The sequence below is a fragment of the Kribbella sp. NPDC006257 genome (assembly GCF_040613535.1).
Classification (GTDB): Bacteria; Actinomycetota; Actinomycetes; order Propionibacteriales; family Kribbellaceae; genus Kribbella.
Genome location: NZ_JBEXSJ010000034.1, coordinates 22,049 through 40,366, shown reverse-complemented (window position 1 = coordinate 40,366; position 18,318 = coordinate 22,049). Strand labels below are relative to the sequence as shown.

Sequence of the window (18,318 nt, the reverse complement as noted above, 5' to 3'; positions counted from 1 at the left end):
AACCCCGCGGCGGAGAGGTGGGCACACCGATTACAGGTCGACGGGTTGGCCGGAGAGGGCGGAGCGGCGGGCGGCGTCGACTATGCGGAGGGTGCGGAGGCCAACGGCGCCGTCTGGTTGGGGGACGACCGCGGGGGGTTTGCCGGGGACGGCTGGGCCCGAGGTGCGGGCGGCGGTGAGGAATTCGGTGAGCATGAGGGCGTCGAGGTTGCCGCCGACCGGGAGGAAAACCTCGCCGGTGGTGTCGGTACCGCCGACGTGCTGGGCGAAGGGGGCGATCTCGACCGAGCCGTTGGTGCCGGTGACCTGGAGAGTGACACCACCCCACGTCGGTCCGTTGTCGGGCATGCTCCAAGAGCAGTCAATCGTCGCCAGCAAACCATTGGCGTAGGTAATGGTCACCAACCCGCCGGTCTCCACCGACACCCCCTTGTCCCGGTGCAGCACCCGATTGGCCGCCGCATAGACCCGAACGGCCTCCACCCCACCCGTCAGCCCGTCGATCAGGTCGGCGCAGTGCACCGTGTGATCCACCAGCGCTCCCCCGCCCGCGTACGCCGGATCGGTGAACCACTGCCGCTGGGCATACGGGATCTTCCCGTTGTTCGTCCCCATCACCGCGAACACGTCGCCGAGCCGCCCGGCTTCGACCATCGCCCGGAGCCGCCCGTACGACGGCGCGAAGCGCACCGGGTACGCCGTCATCAGGATCACCCCCGCCGCCTCACAAGCGGCGAGCATCGCCTCGCCATCAGCGACCTCGGTCGCCAACGGCTTCTCACACAGCACGTGTGCCCCAACCGCAGCGGCCCGCTCGACCAACCCGCGATGCAGCGAGTTCTCCGAAGTCACAACGACCGCATCGGGTCCCCAGGTAAAGAGCTCGTCATAGGAGTCGACGTAGGCCACCCCATGCTTCGCGGCAAACTCGGCACTACGCGGCCCGGAATCGGGTGCCGCCGCGCCATCCGGGTCGGCTGTCAGAACCGAGACATCGGGCAGCCCCGCGAGCAATCCGGCGTACGAGGAGGCGTGGGTGTGAGCGAACGACGCGATGGCAACCTTCATGCCGAGACTCCCGGAGAGAAAGTGTTCATGTCGACAGTGCGACCGGTCGCCATCGATTCGCGCGCGGCCTCGGCCAGATAGACGGCGGCGATGCCGTCCTCGGCCAGCACCCGCGGCTCCGGCCCACCTCGCAACGCTCCCGCGAGTTCCCGCAACTGCGTCAGATAAGGACTCTCGAACAGGGTCGACGACGGGATCAGCAGATCGCCGGTCGCCGCGTTGTCCTGCAACTCCTCGTCGAACCCGGTGTCCTTGTCGGAGGTGTATTCGAGGAGCCCCGCGGACCCGGCGATCGAGAAGCCCGTCCTGAACCGCGTCCCCTCGGCTCCCCAGGTCGCCCGCAGGTGGCTGATCGCGCCACTCTCGTGCGTCAGCGTGACGTGCGCCGCGACGTTGACCGGGCTGATCCCGTCGACCGACGGCGGGCTCTGTACGGCGTACACGCTGGTCACCTCGCCGCAGATCCAGCGGGCCTGGTCGAGGTCGTGCACCATCAGGTCCATGATCACGCCGCCGGAGCGGGCGACGTCGCGGTACCAGCCGCGCGCGGCCGGCGACGACGCCTGCCGGAAGAAGCGCGCGACGGCGACCTCGCCGATCTTCCCGGCGACGACGGCCTCGTGCGCCGCGACGTACTCGGGGAAGAACCGCACGACATGTGCCGGATAGATCCGTACGCCGGCCGCGGCGGCCGCGTCGGCGAGCTCCCGCGACTCGGCCGCGGTCAGCGTGAGCGGCTTCTCGCAGATCACGTCCCGGCCGGCCTTGATCGCGGCAAGGGTGACCTCCTTGTGCGTCGCCGACGGCGTCACGATGTCGACGAAGTCCACCGCGGCGAAGAGCGCGTCCAGCGAATCGGCGACCTCCAGCCCGTCGTACTGCGCCGCGAGCTCGGCCGCACCGGCGTGCGAATGCACCAGCACCCGGACGCCCAGCGCCCGCCAGGACTCGACATGGACATGCGCGATGTTGCCCGCGCCGATCAGGCCGACCGTCAGACCGGTCAGTTGTGGCTCAGCCATGGCGTCCCTACTGGTTTGTCCTGACTAATGCAGGGAACCTTATTATTGTGTGCCTTTGTTCGCAACCATCAATTTCGAACATCTACGGCACAGTTTGTCCACAGCATCCGGACTCCGGGGAGGCGTCCTGGTGCGGACATGGGCACAATGTGCCGGTGACCGAAGCCACCGCCGCCCCGAACGAGCTCGGCCCCTCCTCGGATCTGGAACCCCGTCTGGGCGCGGTGGTCCAGGCCGACGGCACTACTTTCACCCTGTGGGCGCCCTCTGCCGAGCGCGTCGAGCTGGCCCTGATCGCGGCTGACGGCAGTCAGCGCAACCTCGATCTGGTGCACGCCGGAGAGTTCTGGACCGGCTTCGTCCCCGACGTCGGACCCGGCCAGCGGTACGGCTACCGGGTGCACGGACCGTTCGACCCGACTCACGGGCTGCGGTTCAACCCGGCGAAGCTCCTGCTCGATCCCTATGCGCGCGCGGTCGACGGATCGCTCGACTTCGCCAGCCCGCTGATCTACGACTCCTCCGAGGGCGACTCGGCCGGGCACGTCCCGGTCGGCGTGGTCGTCGCGCCTTCGGACCCGCCGCCGCCGATCAGCCGGCCGGTTCCGTGGACCGAGACGGTCATCTACGAGCTGCACACGAAGGGGTTCACGAAGCTGCACCCCGACGTACCGGAGCATCAGCGCGGCACGTACGCCGGCCTGGCGCATCCCTCGGTGATCAACTATCTGGTCGAGCTCGGGGTGACCTCGGTCGAGCTGCTGCCGATCCACCACTTCCTGACCGAGCCCGCGATCGCGGCGCGCGGACTGCCCAACTACTGGGGCTACAACACGCTGAACTTCTTCGCCCCGCACGCGCCGTACTCGTCGTCGGGCTCGACCGGCGAGCAGGTCGCCGAGTTCAAGGCGATGGTCGCCGCGTTCCATGCGGCCGGGATCGAGGTGATCCTCGACGTCGTCTACAACCACACCGCCGAGGGGGGCTTCGACGGGCCGACGCTGAGCTTCCGCGGCATCGACAACCGCGCGTACTACCGGCTCACCCAGGGCGGCACGATGTACGACGTGACGGGCACCGGCAACTCCGTCGACACCTCGCACCCGCAGGTCCGCCGGCTGGTGATGGACTCGTTGCGCTACTGGGTCGAGGAGATGGGCGTCGACGGATTCCGCTTCGACCTCGCGGTGACGCTGATCCGCAACGAGCGGCACGAGGTCGACATCCCCGATCACCCGTTCCTGGCCGAGGTCGCGGCGGATCCGGTGCTCGGCCGGGTCAAGCTGATCTCCGAACCGTGGGACGTCGGCAACTTCGGCTACCAGGTCGGCAACTTCGGTACGCCGTGGTCGGAGTGGAACGGCAAGTTCCGGGACTCGGTGCGAGACGTCTGGCGCACCTCGTCGTACGGCGTACAGGATCTCGCTTATCGGTTGTCGGGGTCCAGTGATCTGTACGGCGACGACGGGCGCTACCCGTATGCGTCGATCAACTTCATCACCGCGCACGACGGGTTCACGTTGCGCGATCTGGTGTCGTACAACCACAAGCACAACGAGCAGAATCTCGAGGACAACCGGGACGGCACCGACGACAACCGGTCCTGGAACTGCGGTGTCGAAGGCGAGACCGACGATCCTCGCGTGATCGCGTTGCGGAAGCGGCAGATGGCGAACCTGATGGCTACGCTGGTGCTGTCGACCGGCGTACCGATGATCACCGCCGGGGACGAGTGCGGGCGGACGCAGCACGGGAACAACAATCCGTACTGCCAGGACAACGAGACCTCGTGGTTCGACTGGTCACTACCGGCGCTGTGGCCGGATCACTTCGAACTGACCAAGAAGATGCTCGCGCTGCGGGCGGCGCATCCGGCGTTGCGGCAGTGGCACTACTTCTCCGGCCAGCCGGTCGTACCGGGTGGGCGCAAGGATCTCTCGTGGATCGCGCCGCACGGCGGAGAGATGACCGAGAACGACTGGCACGACGGGAACCTGCGCACGATCGGGATGTTCCTGGCCGGCGACGCGATCCGCGGAACCGATGCCGAGGGCAACATTCCGGTGGACAACTCGTTCCTGCTCGCCCTCAACGCAACAGCAGAAACCCGCGACGTCGTCGTACCGGACGCCTCCTGGGCCCCGGCGTACGAGGTCGTCCTGGACACCAGCAACAGCGGCGCCACCGAGGTCGTCGCCGGCGCGGTAGTCCCGCTGGCCCCCCGCTGCCTGGTCCTCCTCCGCGCCCTCTGACTCTCCTCAGGTGGGGCTACTTCTGCGACTATGAGGCGCATGGCCTTCGGGGTGGGACGGGTTGCCGGCATGCGGACCGTGGTTTTGGTTCTCGGGCTGATGTTCGGGGGGTGGACGGCCGTGCTCGTGCGGCGGGCGCCGGAGTACTCGGTCAGTGGTGGTTCGTGGGTGGGTGGACCTGCTGAGCTGCTCGTCGGCTGGGCGCTGGTCGGCGCCGGGCTCGCCACAGTCAAGCGCCACACGTCCTTTGGACCTGCACTCACGGCTGCGGGGCTTGCCTGGTTTCTGCTCGAGTGGAACAACCCGGGGGCGGGTTCGGCGATCGTGTTCACGATCGGGCTGGTCGCGTATGCCGGCTGCGTACCACTGGTGGCGTACGCCGTCCTCTCGTACCGGGCTGTTCGGCTCTCGGCAGCAGACCGGTTGGCGATGGCAACCTTGTTTGTCAGCGCGTTCCTCGGTCTCGGTCTGGTTCCGGCGCTGCTGACCGATCCGGCCGGGACTGGGTGTGCGACGTGCCCCGCCAATCTCCTTCTCGTGCATGCCGACGCGTCGGCAGCGGTCACCGTCAATCGCCTGGGCCTCTGGCTGACCGTCGTCGGAGTCCTGGCAACCGCCGTACTGGCCATTCTGCAACTGACCAGATCGACGGTCGCCCGGCGACGGACCGTCGCGGCGGTCGTGATTCCAGGGATTGCCTACCTGGGCCTGGTTGCGTGCTGGTGCGTGCATTCAGCGAGACGGGGATATCTCAGCAACGATCCGGTGGATCGGGGTCTGTGGTTCGGGCAGGGCGCGGCCCTGGTGGCGATGGTCCTCGGCGTCGCGGCTGAAGGAGTGCGCGCAAGCCGAGCCCGTTCGGCAGTCGCGCGGCTCGTGGTGGAAGTCGCCGGCTCGCCACCGCCGGGCGGCCTCCGCGACGCATTGGCCGACCTGCTGGGGGATTCGTCGCTGGAAGTCCTGTACGAATTGACCGACGGACGGCTGGTCGACGGCCGAGGTCGATCTTCGGTGACAGCTGCCGGCCAAGCCGAAACCAGGTTGGTCCGACGCGGCGAGACGGTAGCGCTCGTCACCCATCGCCCTGGCCTCCTGGACGATCCCCAGCTGGCAGGCGAGATCACGGGCGCCGCCCGCCTCGCCCTGGAACACGAACGGCTGCAGGCCGAAGCCGCTGCCCAGATCGAGGATCTGCGGTCGTCGAGCGCGCGGATCGTCGAGGCAGGTGACGCCGAACGGCGCCGCCTCGAACGCGACCTTCACGACGGCGCCCAGCAGCGACTGATCTCGCTGGCGCTGTCTTTGCGGCTGATGGCCTTACGATCCGACGGTAGGCCGGGATCTCAAGAGCGACTCCACGAAGCGGAGGCAGAAGTGAAGGCTGCGCTGGCCGATCTCCGCGAGATCGCGCACGGGCTCTATCCCAACGCGCTCGCCGACGAGGGACTGGCAGCGGCTCTCGAGACCTTGGCGGAAGGACACCCGATCCGGATCACCCTCGGCTCGCTCCCGGACAGCCGGTTCGCTCCCCCGGTCGAGTCCGCCGCGTACTTCGTGGTCGCCGAGACGCTGAACCGCAGCTACCAGAGCCGGCTGGCGACCGTCACCGCTGCGCAGACGAACGATCAGCTCGTGGTGGACATCGAGACCGACGCGCAGCCGCCGGAGGATCTGACCGACGTCGAGGATCGGGTCGGCACGCTGTCCGGACGGCTGATGGTGGAACGCCTGCACACCGGCGGCACCCGGATCCACGCGGAGGTGCCGTGCGCGTCGTGATCGCGGACGACGAAGTCCTGCTCCGCGAGGGACTGGCCCGCCTCCTCGGCGAGGTCGGCGTCGAGGTCGTGGCCGCGGTCGGCGACGCACCCGCGCTGCTGCGCCAGGTTGAACTGGACCGCCCCGATGTCGCCATCGTCGACATCAAGATGCCGCCGACGCACACCGAAGAAGGTCTCGTCGCGGCCCTGAGGATCCGCGAACTGCACCCGTTGACCGGGGTGCTGGTGCTGTCGCACTACCTCGAGTCGCGGTATGCGATGCGGCTCTTCGAGCGGCAGCCGGAACGTGTCGGCTACCTGCTCAAGGACCGGGTCTCCGATATCGCAGTACTGGTGGACAGTCTGCATCGGATCGCGGAGGGCGAATGCGTCCTTGACCCGACGATCGTCTCCCGCTTGCTGGCGCGACGGCGTGCGCCTACACCTGTCGACCAGCTGACCGGTCGGGAGCGAGAGGTTCTTGCCCTGATGGGCGAAGGACGGTCCAACCAGGGCATCAGCCAGGTACTGCAGCTGAGCCTGAAGACGGTCGAAGCGCACATAAGCCATATCTTCGTGAAGCTCGGGCTCCCCGACACGGCCGCTGATCACCGCCGGGTCCTCGCAGTTCTGGCCGCCCTCCGGACCGGATAGCGGCACGACGAATCGAGGGTCAGCCCTGACTCGGTGTGGCCGAAGCTGTGCGACGATCGACGCATGGCCGAGCGGGTCCTGATCGTCGACGATCACGCGCCCTTCCGTTCGATCGCCCGCGCGTTGCTGACGGCGGAGGGGTTCGAGGTGGTGGGTGAGGCGGGCGACGCCCGATCCGCGCTGGAGGCGAGCCGCCGGTTGCGTCCGACCGTGGTCCTGCTGGACATCCAGCTCCCTGACCTGGACGGTTTCGAGGTCGCCCGGCAATTGGCCGAGGACCCCGACGGTCCGGTGGTGGTACTGGTCTCGAGCCGCGACAGCTCGTCGTACCGGCGGCGGCTGGCTGGCAGCACCGCGCGTGGCTTCATCTCCAAGGCAGAACTGTCGGGAGCCGCAGTGGCCGCCCTGGTCGGCTGAGCCGTGCAGGACCTCGGCCTCACCGTCGCAGACACAATCGTCGGTACTACGTTGGCGGGTCTCGGCCTGGCCGCCTGGGCGAAGCGATCGCGAGCTGTCGGATTGCTCATGGTGGTGACCGCTGTCACCTGGTTCGCCGGCGATCTCGGCGGCGCAGCCGTGTTCCTGCACAGAGGGCCGCTGGTCCACCTTCTTCTCAGCTACCCCCGTGGGTGGCCTCGCAGCCGACTGGAGCGAGTCGTCATCGTGATCGCGTACGTCGACGCGCTGGTCTACCCTCTCGCACGGACGGACGGCGTGACGGTCGCGTTGGCCGTAGTGGTCGCCGGGACAGCACTGGGCGGCTCTGTCAAGGCAACCCATCGAGAGCGGCGCGCGCGAGTGCCCGCGGTCGCTGCGACGGTGGGCATCATGCTGGTGCTCGGCTCAGGCGCTGCCGCCCGGCTGACCGGTTCCCCGGCCGACGCCGCGGCGCTGTGGGCCTATGAGCTGGTGGTCGGAGCGTCAGTTGTCATTCTGTTCGTGGATCTCCGCTGGCGCCGCGGGGACCGCGCCGCCATCACGGGCCTCGTTGTCGATCTCGGCGAGGCGGAGCGGACCGGCGTACTGGCTGACAAGCTGGGACGCGCGCTCGGCGATCCATCGCTGGTTTTGGGGTATTGGCTGCCTGAAACGAGTAGTTATGTGGACGAGGCGGGCCGCCCGGTCGACCTGCCTCGCGGGGATCCTCGGCGGGTGCTGACCGAACTGGTTGCCGACGGCCAGCAGATCGGTGTACTCGTGCACGATGCCGCCGTGCTCGATGATCCCCAGTTGGTCGAATCGGTCGTGGCGCTTGCCCGGATGGCGGTCACGAACGTCCGCCTGCAGGCCGAGGTACGAGCACGCGTCGGCGACGTCGAGGCAGCGCGACGCCGGATCGTCGAGGCCGCCGATGCGGAGCGCCGGCGGCTGGAAAGCCTGCTGCAGAAGGGCGCTATGCGTCGGTTGTCCCAGGTCGCCGAGTTCCTGTCGACCGATGACCCGGACGAGCTGCGGGCGCACCTCGACGCGTCGCAGGTCCTCCTGCGCGAGTTCGCCCGCGGCATCCGTCCGCGGATCTTGACCGAGTCGGGTCTCGCCGTCGCCCTGGCCGAACTGGCCGGCTCCGGCAGACCGCCGGTGCGACTCCGGGTCGATCCCACCCGGCTGTCCCCGGCGGTCGAGGCCACGGTGTACTTCGTCTGCTCCGAAGCACTGGCCAACGTCGGCAAGTACGCGCAGGCCACGTCCGCTTCGATCACCGTGGCGGTGGCCGGCGGCGAGCTGATGGTCGAGGTCACCGATGACGGTGTCGGCGGGGCCGATCCAGCTCGTGGCTCGGGTCTTCGTGGCCTGGCTGACCGGATCAACGCGGTGGGCGGAAGCCTCCTGATCGACAGCCCACCGGCTTCTGGGACCCGACTGACAGCACGGATCCCGTGGCCGCCGGTCAGCCCGCCCGCCGCCACGGTTTGACCAGGAAAGGTGTCGGCCCGGGCCCGAGCGATTCGTCGCGGCGAAGCGTCAGCGTGTCCCGGTAGAGATTCCAGCGGAACCCGAAGGTCTCGCCGCTACCGGAGAAGGTGAGCAGAACCGTATCCCCGCGGACTGTGCAAGTGCCGGTATCCGTGCCGCCGCCGCGCTTGGACAGGGCGACCTGGCCCTCCTTGATGGTGAGGGTGAGGTCGCCCCAGTTGTCGTCGTTGATCTCGCCCGCGTCGTACAGCAGCGGCGATGCGGCGAGTTCCGCCTTGGTGAAGCTCGTCTCGTAGACCCCGTCCAGCTTGCTGGCTGCCGTGGCGACCGGTGGCTGGGATCCCGCACAGGACATGACATTGCTCGCTGCAGTGGCCGGCAGTTGCGCCCGGAGAGCCTGAATCCGTTCGAGGTGAGACTTGGTCTTCGCGTCCTGCTGCAGCCACGAGTTCACCGGCGCGAACGCAGCGCGGAGCTGCTGGAGCTGCGCCCCGCCGGCGGTGATGAACTGGAGCTTGCCGCGACGGCACAGCACGGACGCCGATTCGATCTCGGTCTTGCGCTGAAGCTCGGTGGTGCTCCGGACCGCCGCCCGGGCGGCGCTACGCAGCATATCCACCTGGCCGGCACCCAGCTTCTTGCTGTTGGCAACGATGACGAGCGGTCTGGCCCAGAGGCTGACGTTCGCCGTGATCGTCCTGGCCACGTTGTCGTACTGGGCGCCCTGGATCCCCGTGACCTGGTACTCCAGCCCGTCCATCCTCTCGAGCGGCGCGCCGCCGAGTGTGGATGTCACCGGTGTGGCTCCGAGCGCTTGCAGAGCCCGCATTCCGACCTCCGACGCCGACAGGCCGATGCGCGCGCCGCGAAAGTCCGCTGGTCCGAGCAGCTTGCGCGTGATCCCCACAGGCTTGCGCATCGGTCCCGGCAGAATGCCAATGCCTGCCAGACCGATCGCGCTGACCGAAGTGAGCATGTCTGCCGCCACGTCGCTGGCCAGGACCTGCTGCTCCAAGGTCAGGCTGTCCACTGCCATCGGTGCGCTCAGAGCGTCGAAGTCCTTGATCCCGCGAGCGTGCCAGGCACGGGCCGGGACGACGGCGAGGTCGACCTCCCCTGCCTCGACGGAGCGGATCAGCTCTGCCTCGGTGAAATCGGTCGATGGCCGGCTGAGCAGGTCCAGGTGGATCGAGTTGCCGGAGACCCGGCCGACCTCCTCGACGAAGGGCTGGCTCTCCTCGATGACCGGGGTGGCCAGCGTCAAGGTGACGGGGTCGGGCGTCTGACTCCCGCCCGCTTTGTCAGCAGGACCGCCGCAGCCGACGACGGCTGCGACGACCACGACGGCAGCTCCAAGTTTGCTCAGCAGGTTCATCGAAGCTCCTCTCCCCGTGTTCGAAGCTATCGATCCGCTCCGTCCCGCGAATCCAGACGCGCACTGAACCTCGGTCGGCTGTTGTCAGGGAGAACCCGTAGACCGGCCGAGAGGTCACCCCGATTCGCAACTGCCTCGAGACACCTAGCTTCGACCGCAAGGGCCGAGAACTCCAGGCCCCAGGGAGAGGGAGCGAACGATGTCCGAGGCAAGAAGAGGCTCACGAACACTGTCCGCGGCCACCACGCTGGCCGTCGTCATGGCCGGGACGGTGATCGCTGTGACGGCACCCGCCCAGGCCGGCGCCGTCCCATCTCCACTCGCCGGCTCGGCAGCGGTTTCCGCGAAGACAGCCCTTCGCTGTGGCGACACGATCACGGCCGACACCACCCTGCACGCCGATCTCGTCGACTGCCCGGGCAACGGCATCGTCATCGGCGCCGACAACATCACGCTCGACCTCAACGGACACACCATCGACGGGGACGACGCGCTGTCGGAGTGTCCGGCCGGCACGGACTGCGACGTCGGGGTGGCCAATTTCGACGGTCACGACGGCGTGTCCGTCGTGGGCGGAAGAGTCCGCCAGTTCAGGCTGGGGGTGCTCGTCGAGGGAGGCGCCGCTCGCAATCGTCTGCGTCGGCTGGTGGCGACGGACAACACCGGCATCGGGATCGCCGCGGTGGAATCCACCGGCAGCGTGATCGAGAAGAACTCGCTGCGCGACAACAACACCGGCCTGGCGCTCATCGACTCACGCGACGCTCTCGTGACGGGGAACACCTCCGCCGGAGGTAGTGGTTTCGGCATCGTCCTGGTTCGGGCCGAGGCCGGCACGATCGAGCGCAACCTGTTCGACGGCAACGACGAAGGGATCGGCGTCTACGACAGCTCCCACAACACCGTCCGCAGGAACAAGGTCTCCCACCACGCCGGGGCCGCGATCGATCTGCGCGACAACGCCACCGCGAACCGGGTCCAAGACAACCGGCTGACCGACAATGGCGACGGCATCACCCTCCAGGAGGTCGCCGGCAACCTGATCAGCGGCAACCTGGTGACCGGCACGGGATTCTTCGGCGCCCCGGAAACGGGTGGATTCGGGATCGTCCTCGACGGCGGCAGTCGCAACACGGTGGATCGGAACACGGTCACCGGCGGCCGTGGACCGGCCGTCCTGGTGGCAACCCTGGACGCAGCGTCTCCTCCCGAGAGCAGCGTCATCTCGCGGAACCTCGTCAACAGCAAGCAGTACGACGGCATCTTCGTAGACAGCACCGCGATGAAAACTGTCATCGAGCGCAACACGGCCAACCGCAGCGGCCACGACGGCATCCATGTCGACGCGCCCACAACCACGCTGACTCGCAACATCGCCGACAACAACCACAACCTGGGCATCGAAGCGGCCCCTGGTGTCATCGACGGCGGTGGCAACCACGCAAGCCACAACGGCAACGCTGCCCAGTGCACCTACGTCGCCTGCTGATCTGCTGTCCGGCATCCCCAAGGTTGTTCACCTTGGGGATGTAGCTTCGGTCATCAACTGTTCATCTGCGGGTCATCTTTGATGCTCCGGCAGTGGGGTGATGTCCGGAGGGGGTCTGCGATGGCTTTGCTGGGAGCGGTCGAGCGGCACTACGAACGCAGTGAGCATGACCACACCACGCCGATCGGTGTGCTGCATCAGCTGGTGGTGCGTTGGGGTGATGCGGACCGGACGACGTCGCGTGCTTTCCGGCGCTGGTGTGACGGGGTTGCCTTCGTTGACGTGCAGGCGCGGACCTTCGCGGACTTCTGGACTCAGCAGAACTCGGTCGCTCTCGCCAGCGAGGGGCCGCTGTGGGTTGTGCTTGGTGACTCGACTGCCCAGGGCATCGGCGCTTCGTCACCGATGAACGGCTATGTCGGCCAGGTCCTCACCACCTTGAACAGCAGCTCGGGCCGCCGTTGGCGCATCCTCAATCTCTCCCGCGCCGGCGCCCAGGCTGCGCACGTGCTCAACGACCAACTCCCTTTGCTGGAAGGGCTGAACATCCAGCCGGACCTGGTCACCTGCGGTATCGGCAGCAACGACATCCTCGGCACGGTTCCGAAGAAGGTGCACAGCAATCTGCGCGCCCTGATCAGGCGGCTGCCATCCCCCTCGGTCGTGATGGACCTCTTACTACCGGACAGATTCTGGGGAATCGGCAGCCTGTGCAGCCCGTACGTCGCCGGAATCAACCGCACCATCCACGCCGCCGCCGCGGAACGCGGTCTCCCGGTCGCCGAACTCTCCCGCCACGTCCGCCCACCCTGGCGAGGAAAACTCGCCCCGGACCTCTTCCACCCCAACGATCGCGGCTACCAGCACCAAACCACCGCCCTCCTCGCCGCCCTGCCGTCAGCAGTCACCGGTTGAGCAACTGCTCCAGGCGGTTCAGGGACTTCAGGCTTTCGCGGCGGACTCCGATCGGGATGAGCGCTGGGCGACGGGGGATACGGACTCCGCCGGTGAGGGCTACCCGGGTACGGCCGTCTGGTTCTTCGGCGACGGCCATGCCGATGAGGAGGAAGCGGCTCTGGAGCCAGCACCAGCCGGGGCGGACGATGCCTTGGAGGTGGGCGCGGAAACCGTAGTTACTGCGGGCGTAGAGGCTGACATGGACACCGTCGACCGTCACCCGCGTGATCGAGCGCATGTCCGGCTGGAACTCGGCGAAAGCCCGGCCGTCGCCCCACATCAGGTCCCAGACCTCCGGGAGTGACTTGTCGAAGACCCGCTCGGTGACGGCCGCGCCGGAGATTCCGGCGGCGAGCGCGCGCAACCGGCGTACGTCGTCGAGGTCGGCCTGCGGCCAGTTGTCGGTCATGATCCCCATGCCTTTCGGAAGCTTGCGCGGGCCCGGTGCAGGCGCGACTTCGCGGTCCCTGCCGGCACGTCGAGGAGTTCGGCGGCGGCTCGTTCGTCGAGACCTTCGAGGTCGCGCAGGACGAGCAGGGCGCGATGTTCGGGCGACAGCCTCGTCAAGGTGTCGCGGATGTCGACTGCCAGCAGTGGATCGCCACGGGCCGGCAGCTCGGCGAGATCGGCGGCGACCTGCCGCTGGTCCTGCCGGGCCACCCGGATCGCCTCGCGGACCGCGATCGCCCGGACCCAACCGAAGAGGGCAGCCGGTTCCTTCAACGTCCGCAGCGACCTGAACACCGCGACGAGCGCCTCCTGCGTCGCGTCGGGAGCGTTGTGGAGCGCGATCGGACCACAGATTCGCCCGACGTACGGCGTGAGTTGGTCGAGGAGCTCGTTCATCGCGAGCGTGTCACCACCCTGCGCCGCCCGCACCAAGCCCTCTGGGTCCTCGATCACACCAGGAACTCTTCCAGCAACGGCGTGACTTGATCGGCACAGTCCAGGGTGAGCGCGTGCCCGCAGCCGGCCAGCGTCCGAACCGTTGCGTGCGGCAACAACTTCCCGAAGCGGGCCGCTTGGTCCACCGGCAGCACCGAATCCTCCTCGCCCCAGATGATCAGCACGGGTTGCCTCGTCGACGGCAGAGCAGCCTGGGTGACGCGCCAATCGAGACCGCGTTCCAGGGCATACATCGCCCGGACGTTGTCACGATACGTGCCTGGCACCCACATCTGGTCGACCAACGCCGGAGTCACCAATTCCTTGTGCACAAAGAGATCCCGTACGGCGGTCTGCACGGCCGGGCGACTCGCACCGAGCTTGGCGAGCAGTTCGCCGGCTAGCGGAAGCTTGAGCATCTCCCAGCTCGCCGGGTCCGGCTCAGCCAATCCGGAAGGAGCCAGCAGGAGCAGCTGGGAGACCCGCTCGGGATGCCGTTGGGCGTAGGCGAGTCCCCATCCCCCGCTCCAGGAGTTCCCGCCGAGGGCGACTTGTTGCAAGTGGAGCTGATCCAGGAACTCCCCTAGTGCTCCGGTCATCGCATCCAGGTCGTACGCAAAACCCGTGCCGTGCAGCCGGGTCTCCCCTTGACCAGGGAGATCCACGACGTACACGGCACGGGTCTTCGACAGTGCCTCCAGCTCTGGCCGCCAGGCCGACGCCGGTGCGGCGCCGGGTGACAGGAGTACTACGGGTTCGCCGGTGCCGCGCTGCAGGTAGTGGAACCGAGCAACGGGCGTATCGACGTACCGGGAGTCCTTGGACGGCTCAGGGCTCGGCTGGGCCGTCGGCTGATAGCTGTAGGCCAGCAAGCTGACCAGTACTACGCCGAGAACGGGTAGTGGAATGACCAGTCGCTTGAGCCACTTGGCCTGCAGGAGTCCGACGTCGATCGCCAGGAGCGCCACACAGGCGGGGGTGTAGAGGAACAGGTTGAGCCAGTGGAACGCAGTACCGGTGTCGGTGAAGGCCCAGACCACGCCCAGAGTGGCTCGGGCTGCCAGGCCTGCAGCGAGGCCGGTTACTACGCATCGGGCGACTGCGGACCGGTCGGACCGGAGTACGGCGAAGGCCAGCAGTAGGTGCAGTACTGCGAGTGGCAGTACTACTTGGGGAGCGAAGGACGCTTCCCCACCGAGGACCGCTCGGGAGAGTGATCGCTCGTCGGGCGCGGGCCAGGTTGCGCCGGTCGCCCAGTAGATGTGTACCGCCGCCAGCAAGATGTGTGCGCTTGCGGCGATCTTTCGAGACCCCATCCCGACCCCTCCTCAGATGTGTGAACATCCGGGAAGAGGAGTCGTGCGGCCGAAACGTTCCCTGCGTGACGCAGGTCTCAGCTTTCGGGGGTCTGCTCGGGGGTCTGCGGGCCGTCGGCCAGCAGGAGGTAGAGCGAGCGGCGGGCGTCGGCCAGGATCTTGGCGGCCGCGGCGCGCTGCTCTTCGGAACCGGTGCGGGTGACCTGCCGGGTGGCGACGTGGACCTCTTCGAGCAGGCCGCGCAGATCAGTGCCGGATCCTTCGGCGGTCGCGAACGGTGCGAACGGGTCGGTGGTGGTCTCGCGACGTCCTTCGACGTACTCGCGGCCCGCGTCGGTGAGGGTGACGAGCTTGCGGCCGGCTTCCGCGGTCACGGTGACCAGGCCCTCGTCCTCCAACTGGTTGATGGTCGGGTAGATCGCGCCGGGGCTGGGGGTCCAGCGCCCGCCGCTGCGGTCGGCGATCGCCTGCATCAGCTGGTACCCGTGCATCGGCTCCTCGCCGAGCAACTGCAGCACCGCCGTACGGACATCACCCCGCGGCACCCGGCCCCGGCCCGGCCCACGCCGCGGCCCGCGACGCTCGCTCCGACCGAAGCCGCGCTCACCATCGAAACCGCGCTCACCACGCTCGCCGCCGAAGCCGGCCTCTCCTCGTTGCCGGCCGAAGCCGCCTTCGCCTCGTTCACCGCGACCGCGGTGCATCGGCATTCCTTCGCCCGCCCACGGTCCACCGCGGCGGGGGTGACGACGGCCGCGTCCGCGGCCCCTGGATTCGTCTGGGGTAGTCATAATATCCTCCTAGATATTCTTGATGACACTAACGATATATCGCTACAGTCTCTAACGCAACCCTCCCCTGAAAACTTCCCGCAGGGTGTTGACTAGCCCCATGCGCGACACCGACGACGAGCTGACGATCAGCGAGTTCGGCCGCCGGGCCGGCCTCTCGCACAAGGCACTGCGCCTGTACGACGTATCGGGCCTGCTCGCCCCCGCCCGGGTCGAGGCCAACGGCTACCGCCTGTACTCCGAACGCCAACTCGAACGCGCCCGGCGGATCAGCGTGATGCGCCAACTCGACATGCCCCTCGCCACGATCACCGAAGTACTCGCCGGAACCGACGACGAGGGCCTGATCCGGCTGGACCGGTGGTGGGCCGCAGAGCAGGCGACCAACGAGGCTCGCAAGGCGACCTTGGAGTATCTGCGCGACCGGCTGCTTCGCCCGAGCAGTCCTGGGTTACCGCCGCGCGCAGTACTGACCCGTGAAGTGCCGGAGACCAAGATCGCGACCATTCGCGCCGACGCCGATCAGCAGTCTCTGATCGGCGTGATCATCTCGTCGACGATGGAGATCCGTGCCCACCTGGTGCAGCACGGAGCCGACCTGTCCGGCGGCTCGTGGGTGATCTACCACGGTGCGGTGACGCCGGAGAGCGAGGCGACCGTCGAGGTCTGCGTCCCGTTCACCGGGCTGGTCGATCCGGCCGGGCCGATCGCGATCCGGGTCGAGCCGGCGCAGACGGAGGCCTACTGCACGATCACGAAGGACGAGTGCTCCTATCCGCGGATCATGCTCGCCTACGACCTGGTCGTCGACTGGGTACGGCGTACCGGCGTACGGACTGCTGGTGCGCCGCGCGAGGTGTACCACCCGAACTTCCCCACCGCCGACGGGTCCGAGTTCGCCGTCGACATCGCGCAGCCGATCATCGCGACGGCTTGATCACCGTGATCGCGACCGCCACCAAGGTGATCGCGATGGCGATCCAGGTCGTGGCCGGTGGACGATGCGCGCCGAGGGTGTCGAGGAGCAGCGCGCCGAGGAGCTGACCGGTGATGCTGGTCAGGCCGAACACCAGTACGCCGAGGTGGCGGACGACCGTGGCCGCGATGGCGATCACGCCGACGCCGAGAAAGCCGCCGAGGTACAACCAGGGATCGGTCGGGAGCTCACCAGGGGTGAAGCCGCGTACGGCGTACTCGACCGCGAGGGCGATGCAGAGCGTGCAGGTGCCGACAGCGCCGTTGACGAGGGCGGCGGCCCACGGCCAGCCGGCGACAGCGCTGACCCGGCCGTTGAAGGCGGACTGCAGAGAGAGGCCGAGGCCTGCGATGACCGGAAGGGCCAGCAAGGTCAGCGAACCGTCGCCGAGACTGTCGTGCCCGGCGATGGCGACTGCCGCGACCGCCGCCGTCGCGCCGACCAGTCTGCGCACGGTGATGGCACGGATGCCGCCCGGGCCGAGTCCGGCGCGGTCCACGGCCAGGCTGCCGGCCGACGTACCGCCGACCACCGCCACGGTGAAGACCCCCACCCCCAGGGAATGAACGCTGATTCCTTGACTTGCGACGTACAGGGCACCGGCGACGCCACCGAGACAGTGCCACCACCGCAGACCGTGGACCCGCAGAGCTTCCCTGACCTGCCCGAGCGCGCGACGGCCGATCCGCGTGCTCGGTACGACGGCGAGCAGAACGAGGATGCCTGTGCCGTTCGAGATCATCGACGCGGCGATGCCGTCCTGGAGACTCGCCCCCAGTCCTCCGTTGAGGCGACTCTGCACAGCGAGCGCGATCCCGCCCACGGCCGCCAGACCCAATGCGGGCAGTTGCCTCAGTCCTGTCACGGAACGATCCTCCCCTATCTGTTTACTCTGCCCCTGGGGCAGGGCGTTGACTGGAGGAACCCGAACGAAAGCAGAGACTGGTGAACCACAACGACCCCGCGCAGTACGCCGTACAGTCCGCCTACAGCGACCCCGGCGCGCAGGCCGCACTCTTCGACGCGCTACCCACCGACATCCCGGGACTGACCGCGGTCATCCGCAACCTGGTGATCCACTACCGCGGCGGCGGTATCGAGTTCACCGGCGACCGGTACGACGAGATCAACCACCGCTGGGTCTCCGCGATGCTGGCCACCGACCAGCGCCGGAACGGTACTCCGCTCGCCGTACCGCGTGAGCCATTCGACCGGATCGTCGGATGCTGCCGGGACTACACCTTGCTGACGGTTTCCGCCCTGCGCCACAAGGGGATCCCGGCCCGCAGCCGGATCGGCTTCGGCTCGTACTTCGCGAACGGGTTCAACCATGACCACGTCGTCGTCGAGTACTGGAACGGCGATCGCTGGGTGATGGTCGACGCGCAGCTCGAACCCGGTCCGGCTTGGAACTTCGACACTCAGGACATGGAACCCGGCTGGTTCCGGTCAGCGGCCGAGGTGTGGCTGGGCTATCGATCCGGCGAGCTTAGCGGAGACGACTTCGGTGTGGATCCGTCACTGCCGCTCCGTGGTGGCTGGTTCATCCGCAACTACGTGTTCTTCCAGCTCGCTCACCTCCAGGGCGACGAGCTGCTGCTGTGGGACGGCTGGGGAGCCCAGTCGGGTTCGCTGGAGGACGCCGATCTGGAACTCACCGACGAGATCGCCACCCTGCTGGTTGCCTCCGACAACGGAGATGCGACGGCGTCCGAAGTACTGGCTGCCCGGTACGCCGAAGACCCACGCCTGCACCCCGGCGACCAAATCATCCAACTCTCCCCCGCCGGCCACCCACCCGTAACCGTCGACCTCAGAACCCACGCGATCATCTGAAGACAGCAGAACGCGAGCCCCGC

The 18,318-nt window shown here is 67.9% G+C and carries 17 protein-coding genes; 9 read left to right on the top strand and 8 right to left on the bottom strand.

Annotated features, from left to right (window positions below; genetic code table 11):
• Window positions 1-30 precede the first annotated feature (30 nt).
• Window positions 31-1,068, bottom strand: coding sequence for a Gfo/Idh/MocA family oxidoreductase (locus ABZ004_RS31550; RefSeq protein ID WP_355684733.1), 1,038 nt, complete (start codon window positions 1,066-1,068; stop codon window positions 31-33).
• On the bottom strand, window positions 1,065-2,090 hold the full coding sequence (locus ABZ004_RS31545) for a Gfo/Idh/MocA family oxidoreductase (protein WP_355684732.1): 1,026 nt from the start codon (window positions 2,088-2,090) through the stop codon (window positions 1,065-1,067). The genes ABZ004_RS31550 and ABZ004_RS31545 overlap by 4 nt, the downstream gene beginning before the upstream one ends.
• 203 nt (window positions 2,091-2,293) lie before the next feature.
• On the opposite strand from ABZ004_RS31545, the gene glgX reads away from it, so the two are divergent.
• The 5 genes from glgX to ABZ004_RS31520 all read left to right on the top strand — a co-directional run bounded on the left by glgX (window position 2,294) and on the right by ABZ004_RS31520 (window position 8,670).
• The gene (gene glgX / locus ABZ004_RS31540) at window positions 2,294-4,342 is read left to right on the top strand and encodes a glycogen debranching protein GlgX (protein ID WP_355684781.1); all 2,049 of its coding nucleotides are present in this window, start codon (window positions 2,294-2,296) and stop codon (window positions 4,340-4,342) included.
• Window positions 4,343-4,381: 39 nt separating this feature from the next.
• Window positions 4,382-6,121 carry a histidine kinase gene (locus ABZ004_RS31535; protein WP_355684731.1) on the top strand — a complete coding sequence of 580 codons (1,740 nt, stop codon included), beginning with the start codon at window positions 4,382-4,384 and terminating at the stop codon, window positions 6,119-6,121.
• Complete coding sequence (locus tag ABZ004_RS31530) at window positions 6,109-6,756, top strand: response regulator transcription factor (protein WP_355684730.1); 648 nt, start codon at window positions 6,109-6,111, stop codon at window positions 6,754-6,756. Before ABZ004_RS31535 ends, ABZ004_RS31530 begins: the two co-directional genes overlap by 13 nt.
• A gap of 63 nt (window positions 6,757-6,819) precedes the next feature.
• Window positions 6,820-7,173: a response regulator transcription factor gene (locus ABZ004_RS31525; protein ID WP_355684729.1), complete on the top strand. Its 354-nt coding sequence runs from the start codon at window positions 6,820-6,822 to the stop codon at window positions 7,171-7,173.
• A gap of 3 nt (window positions 7,174-7,176) precedes the next feature.
• Window positions 7,177-8,670, top strand: coding sequence for a hypothetical protein (locus ABZ004_RS31520; protein WP_355684728.1), 1,494 nt, complete (start codon window positions 7,177-7,179; stop codon window positions 8,668-8,670).
• Here the strand turns inward: ABZ004_RS31520 and ABZ004_RS31515 are convergent.
• Window positions 8,645-10,045 carry a hypothetical protein gene (locus ABZ004_RS31515; protein ID WP_355684727.1) on the bottom strand — a complete coding sequence of 467 codons (1,401 nt, stop codon included), beginning with the start codon at window positions 10,043-10,045 and terminating at the stop codon, window positions 8,645-8,647. The two genes, ABZ004_RS31520 and ABZ004_RS31515, sit on opposite strands and share 26 nt — an antisense overlap.
• 199 nt (window positions 10,046-10,244) lie before the next feature.
• Here ABZ004_RS31515 and ABZ004_RS31510 point away from each other — a divergent pair, with 199 nt between their 5' ends.
• A complete protein-coding gene (locus ABZ004_RS31510; protein WP_355684726.1) occupies window positions 10,245-11,534 on the top strand; it encodes a right-handed parallel beta-helix repeat-containing protein in 1,290 nt (429 codons plus the stop codon).
• A gap of 120 nt (window positions 11,535-11,654) precedes the next feature.
• On the top strand, window positions 11,655-12,449 hold the full coding sequence (locus ABZ004_RS31505) for an SGNH/GDSL hydrolase family protein (RefSeq protein WP_355684725.1): 795 nt from the start codon (window positions 11,655-11,657) through the stop codon (window positions 12,447-12,449).
• Here the strand turns inward: ABZ004_RS31505 and ABZ004_RS31500 are convergent.
• The 4 genes from ABZ004_RS31500 to ABZ004_RS31485 all read right to left on the bottom strand — a co-directional run bounded on the left by ABZ004_RS31500 (window position 12,439) and on the right by ABZ004_RS31485 (window position 15,396).
• The gene (locus ABZ004_RS31500; RefSeq protein WP_355684724.1) at window positions 12,439-12,900 is read right to left on the bottom strand and encodes a hypothetical protein; all 462 of its coding nucleotides are present in this window, start codon (window positions 12,898-12,900) and stop codon (window positions 12,439-12,441) included. The genes ABZ004_RS31505 and ABZ004_RS31500 overlap by 11 nt on opposite strands.
• Window positions 12,897-13,394, bottom strand: coding sequence for a sigma-70 family RNA polymerase sigma factor (locus ABZ004_RS31495; RefSeq protein WP_355684723.1), 498 nt, complete (start codon window positions 13,392-13,394; stop codon window positions 12,897-12,899). The genes ABZ004_RS31500 and ABZ004_RS31495 overlap by 4 nt, the downstream gene beginning before the upstream one ends.
• Entirely contained in the window at window positions 13,391-14,692 is a 1,302-nt protein-coding gene (locus tag ABZ004_RS31490; RefSeq protein ID WP_355684722.1) for an alpha/beta fold hydrolase, read from the bottom strand. The genes ABZ004_RS31495 and ABZ004_RS31490 overlap by 4 nt, the downstream gene beginning before the upstream one ends.
• 77 nt (window positions 14,693-14,769) lie before the next feature.
• Window positions 14,770-15,396 (bottom strand): PadR family transcriptional regulator, encoded by a 627-nt coding sequence (locus ABZ004_RS31485; protein ID WP_355684721.1) that lies wholly within the window; start codon window positions 15,394-15,396, stop codon window positions 14,770-14,772.
• Window positions 15,397-15,583: 187 nt separating this feature from the next.
• Between ABZ004_RS31485 and ABZ004_RS31480 the strand changes: the two genes are divergently transcribed.
• Complete coding sequence (locus tag ABZ004_RS31480) at window positions 15,584-16,420, top strand: MerR family transcriptional regulator (RefSeq protein ID WP_355684720.1); 837 nt, start codon at window positions 15,584-15,586, stop codon at window positions 16,418-16,420.
• Here the strand turns inward: ABZ004_RS31480 and ABZ004_RS31475 are convergent.
• A complete protein-coding gene (locus ABZ004_RS31475) occupies window positions 16,404-17,324 on the bottom strand; it encodes a DMT family transporter (RefSeq protein ID WP_355684719.1) in 921 nt (306 codons plus the stop codon). The genes ABZ004_RS31480 and ABZ004_RS31475 overlap by 17 nt on opposite strands.
• 80 nt (window positions 17,325-17,404) lie before the next feature.
• Between ABZ004_RS31475 and ABZ004_RS31470 the strand changes: the two genes are divergently transcribed.
• On the top strand, window positions 17,405-18,295 hold the full coding sequence (locus ABZ004_RS31470) for a transglutaminase-like domain-containing protein (RefSeq protein ID WP_355684718.1): 891 nt from the start codon (window positions 17,405-17,407) through the stop codon (window positions 18,293-18,295).
• Window positions 18,296-18,318 lie beyond the last annotated feature (23 nt).

Bases quoted from the DNA above. Each gene is read 5' to 3' on its own strand.
- ABZ004_RS31550 (WP_355684733.1), bottom strand. From the start codon at position 1,068: ATGAAGGTTGCCATCGCGTCGTTCGCTCACACCCACGCCTCCTCGTAC.
- ABZ004_RS31545 (WP_355684732.1), bottom strand. From the start codon at position 2,090: ATGGCTGAGCCACAACTGACCGGTCTGACGGTCGGCCTGATCGGCGCG.
- ABZ004_RS31535 (WP_355684731.1), top strand. From the start codon at position 4,382: ATGGCCTTCGGGGTGGGACGGGTTGCCGGCATGCGGACCGTGGTTTTG.
- ABZ004_RS31525 (WP_355684729.1), top strand. From the start codon at position 6,820: ATGGCCGAGCGGGTCCTGATCGTCGACGATCACGCGCCCTTCCGTTCG.
- ABZ004_RS31515 (WP_355684727.1), bottom strand. From the start codon at position 10,045: ATGAACCTGCTGAGCAAACTTGGAGCTGCCGTCGTGGTCGTCGCAGCC.
- ABZ004_RS31510 (WP_355684726.1), top strand. From the start codon at position 10,245: ATGTCCGAGGCAAGAAGAGGCTCACGAACACTGTCCGCGGCCACCACG.
- ABZ004_RS31505 (WP_355684725.1), top strand. From the start codon at position 11,655: ATGGCTTTGCTGGGAGCGGTCGAGCGGCACTACGAACGCAGTGAGCAT.
- ABZ004_RS31500 (WP_355684724.1), bottom strand. From the start codon at position 12,900: ATGACCGACAACTGGCCGCAGGCCGACCTCGACGACGTACGCCGGTTG.
- ABZ004_RS31490 (WP_355684722.1), bottom strand. From the start codon at position 14,692: ATGGGGTCTCGAAAGATCGCCGCAAGCGCACACATCTTGCTGGCGGCG.
- ABZ004_RS31485 (WP_355684721.1), bottom strand. From the start codon at position 15,396: ATGCACCGCGGTCGCGGTGAACGAGGCGAAGGCGGCTTCGGCCGGCAA.
- ABZ004_RS31480 (WP_355684720.1), top strand. From the start codon at position 15,584: ATGCGCGACACCGACGACGAGCTGACGATCAGCGAGTTCGGCCGCCGG.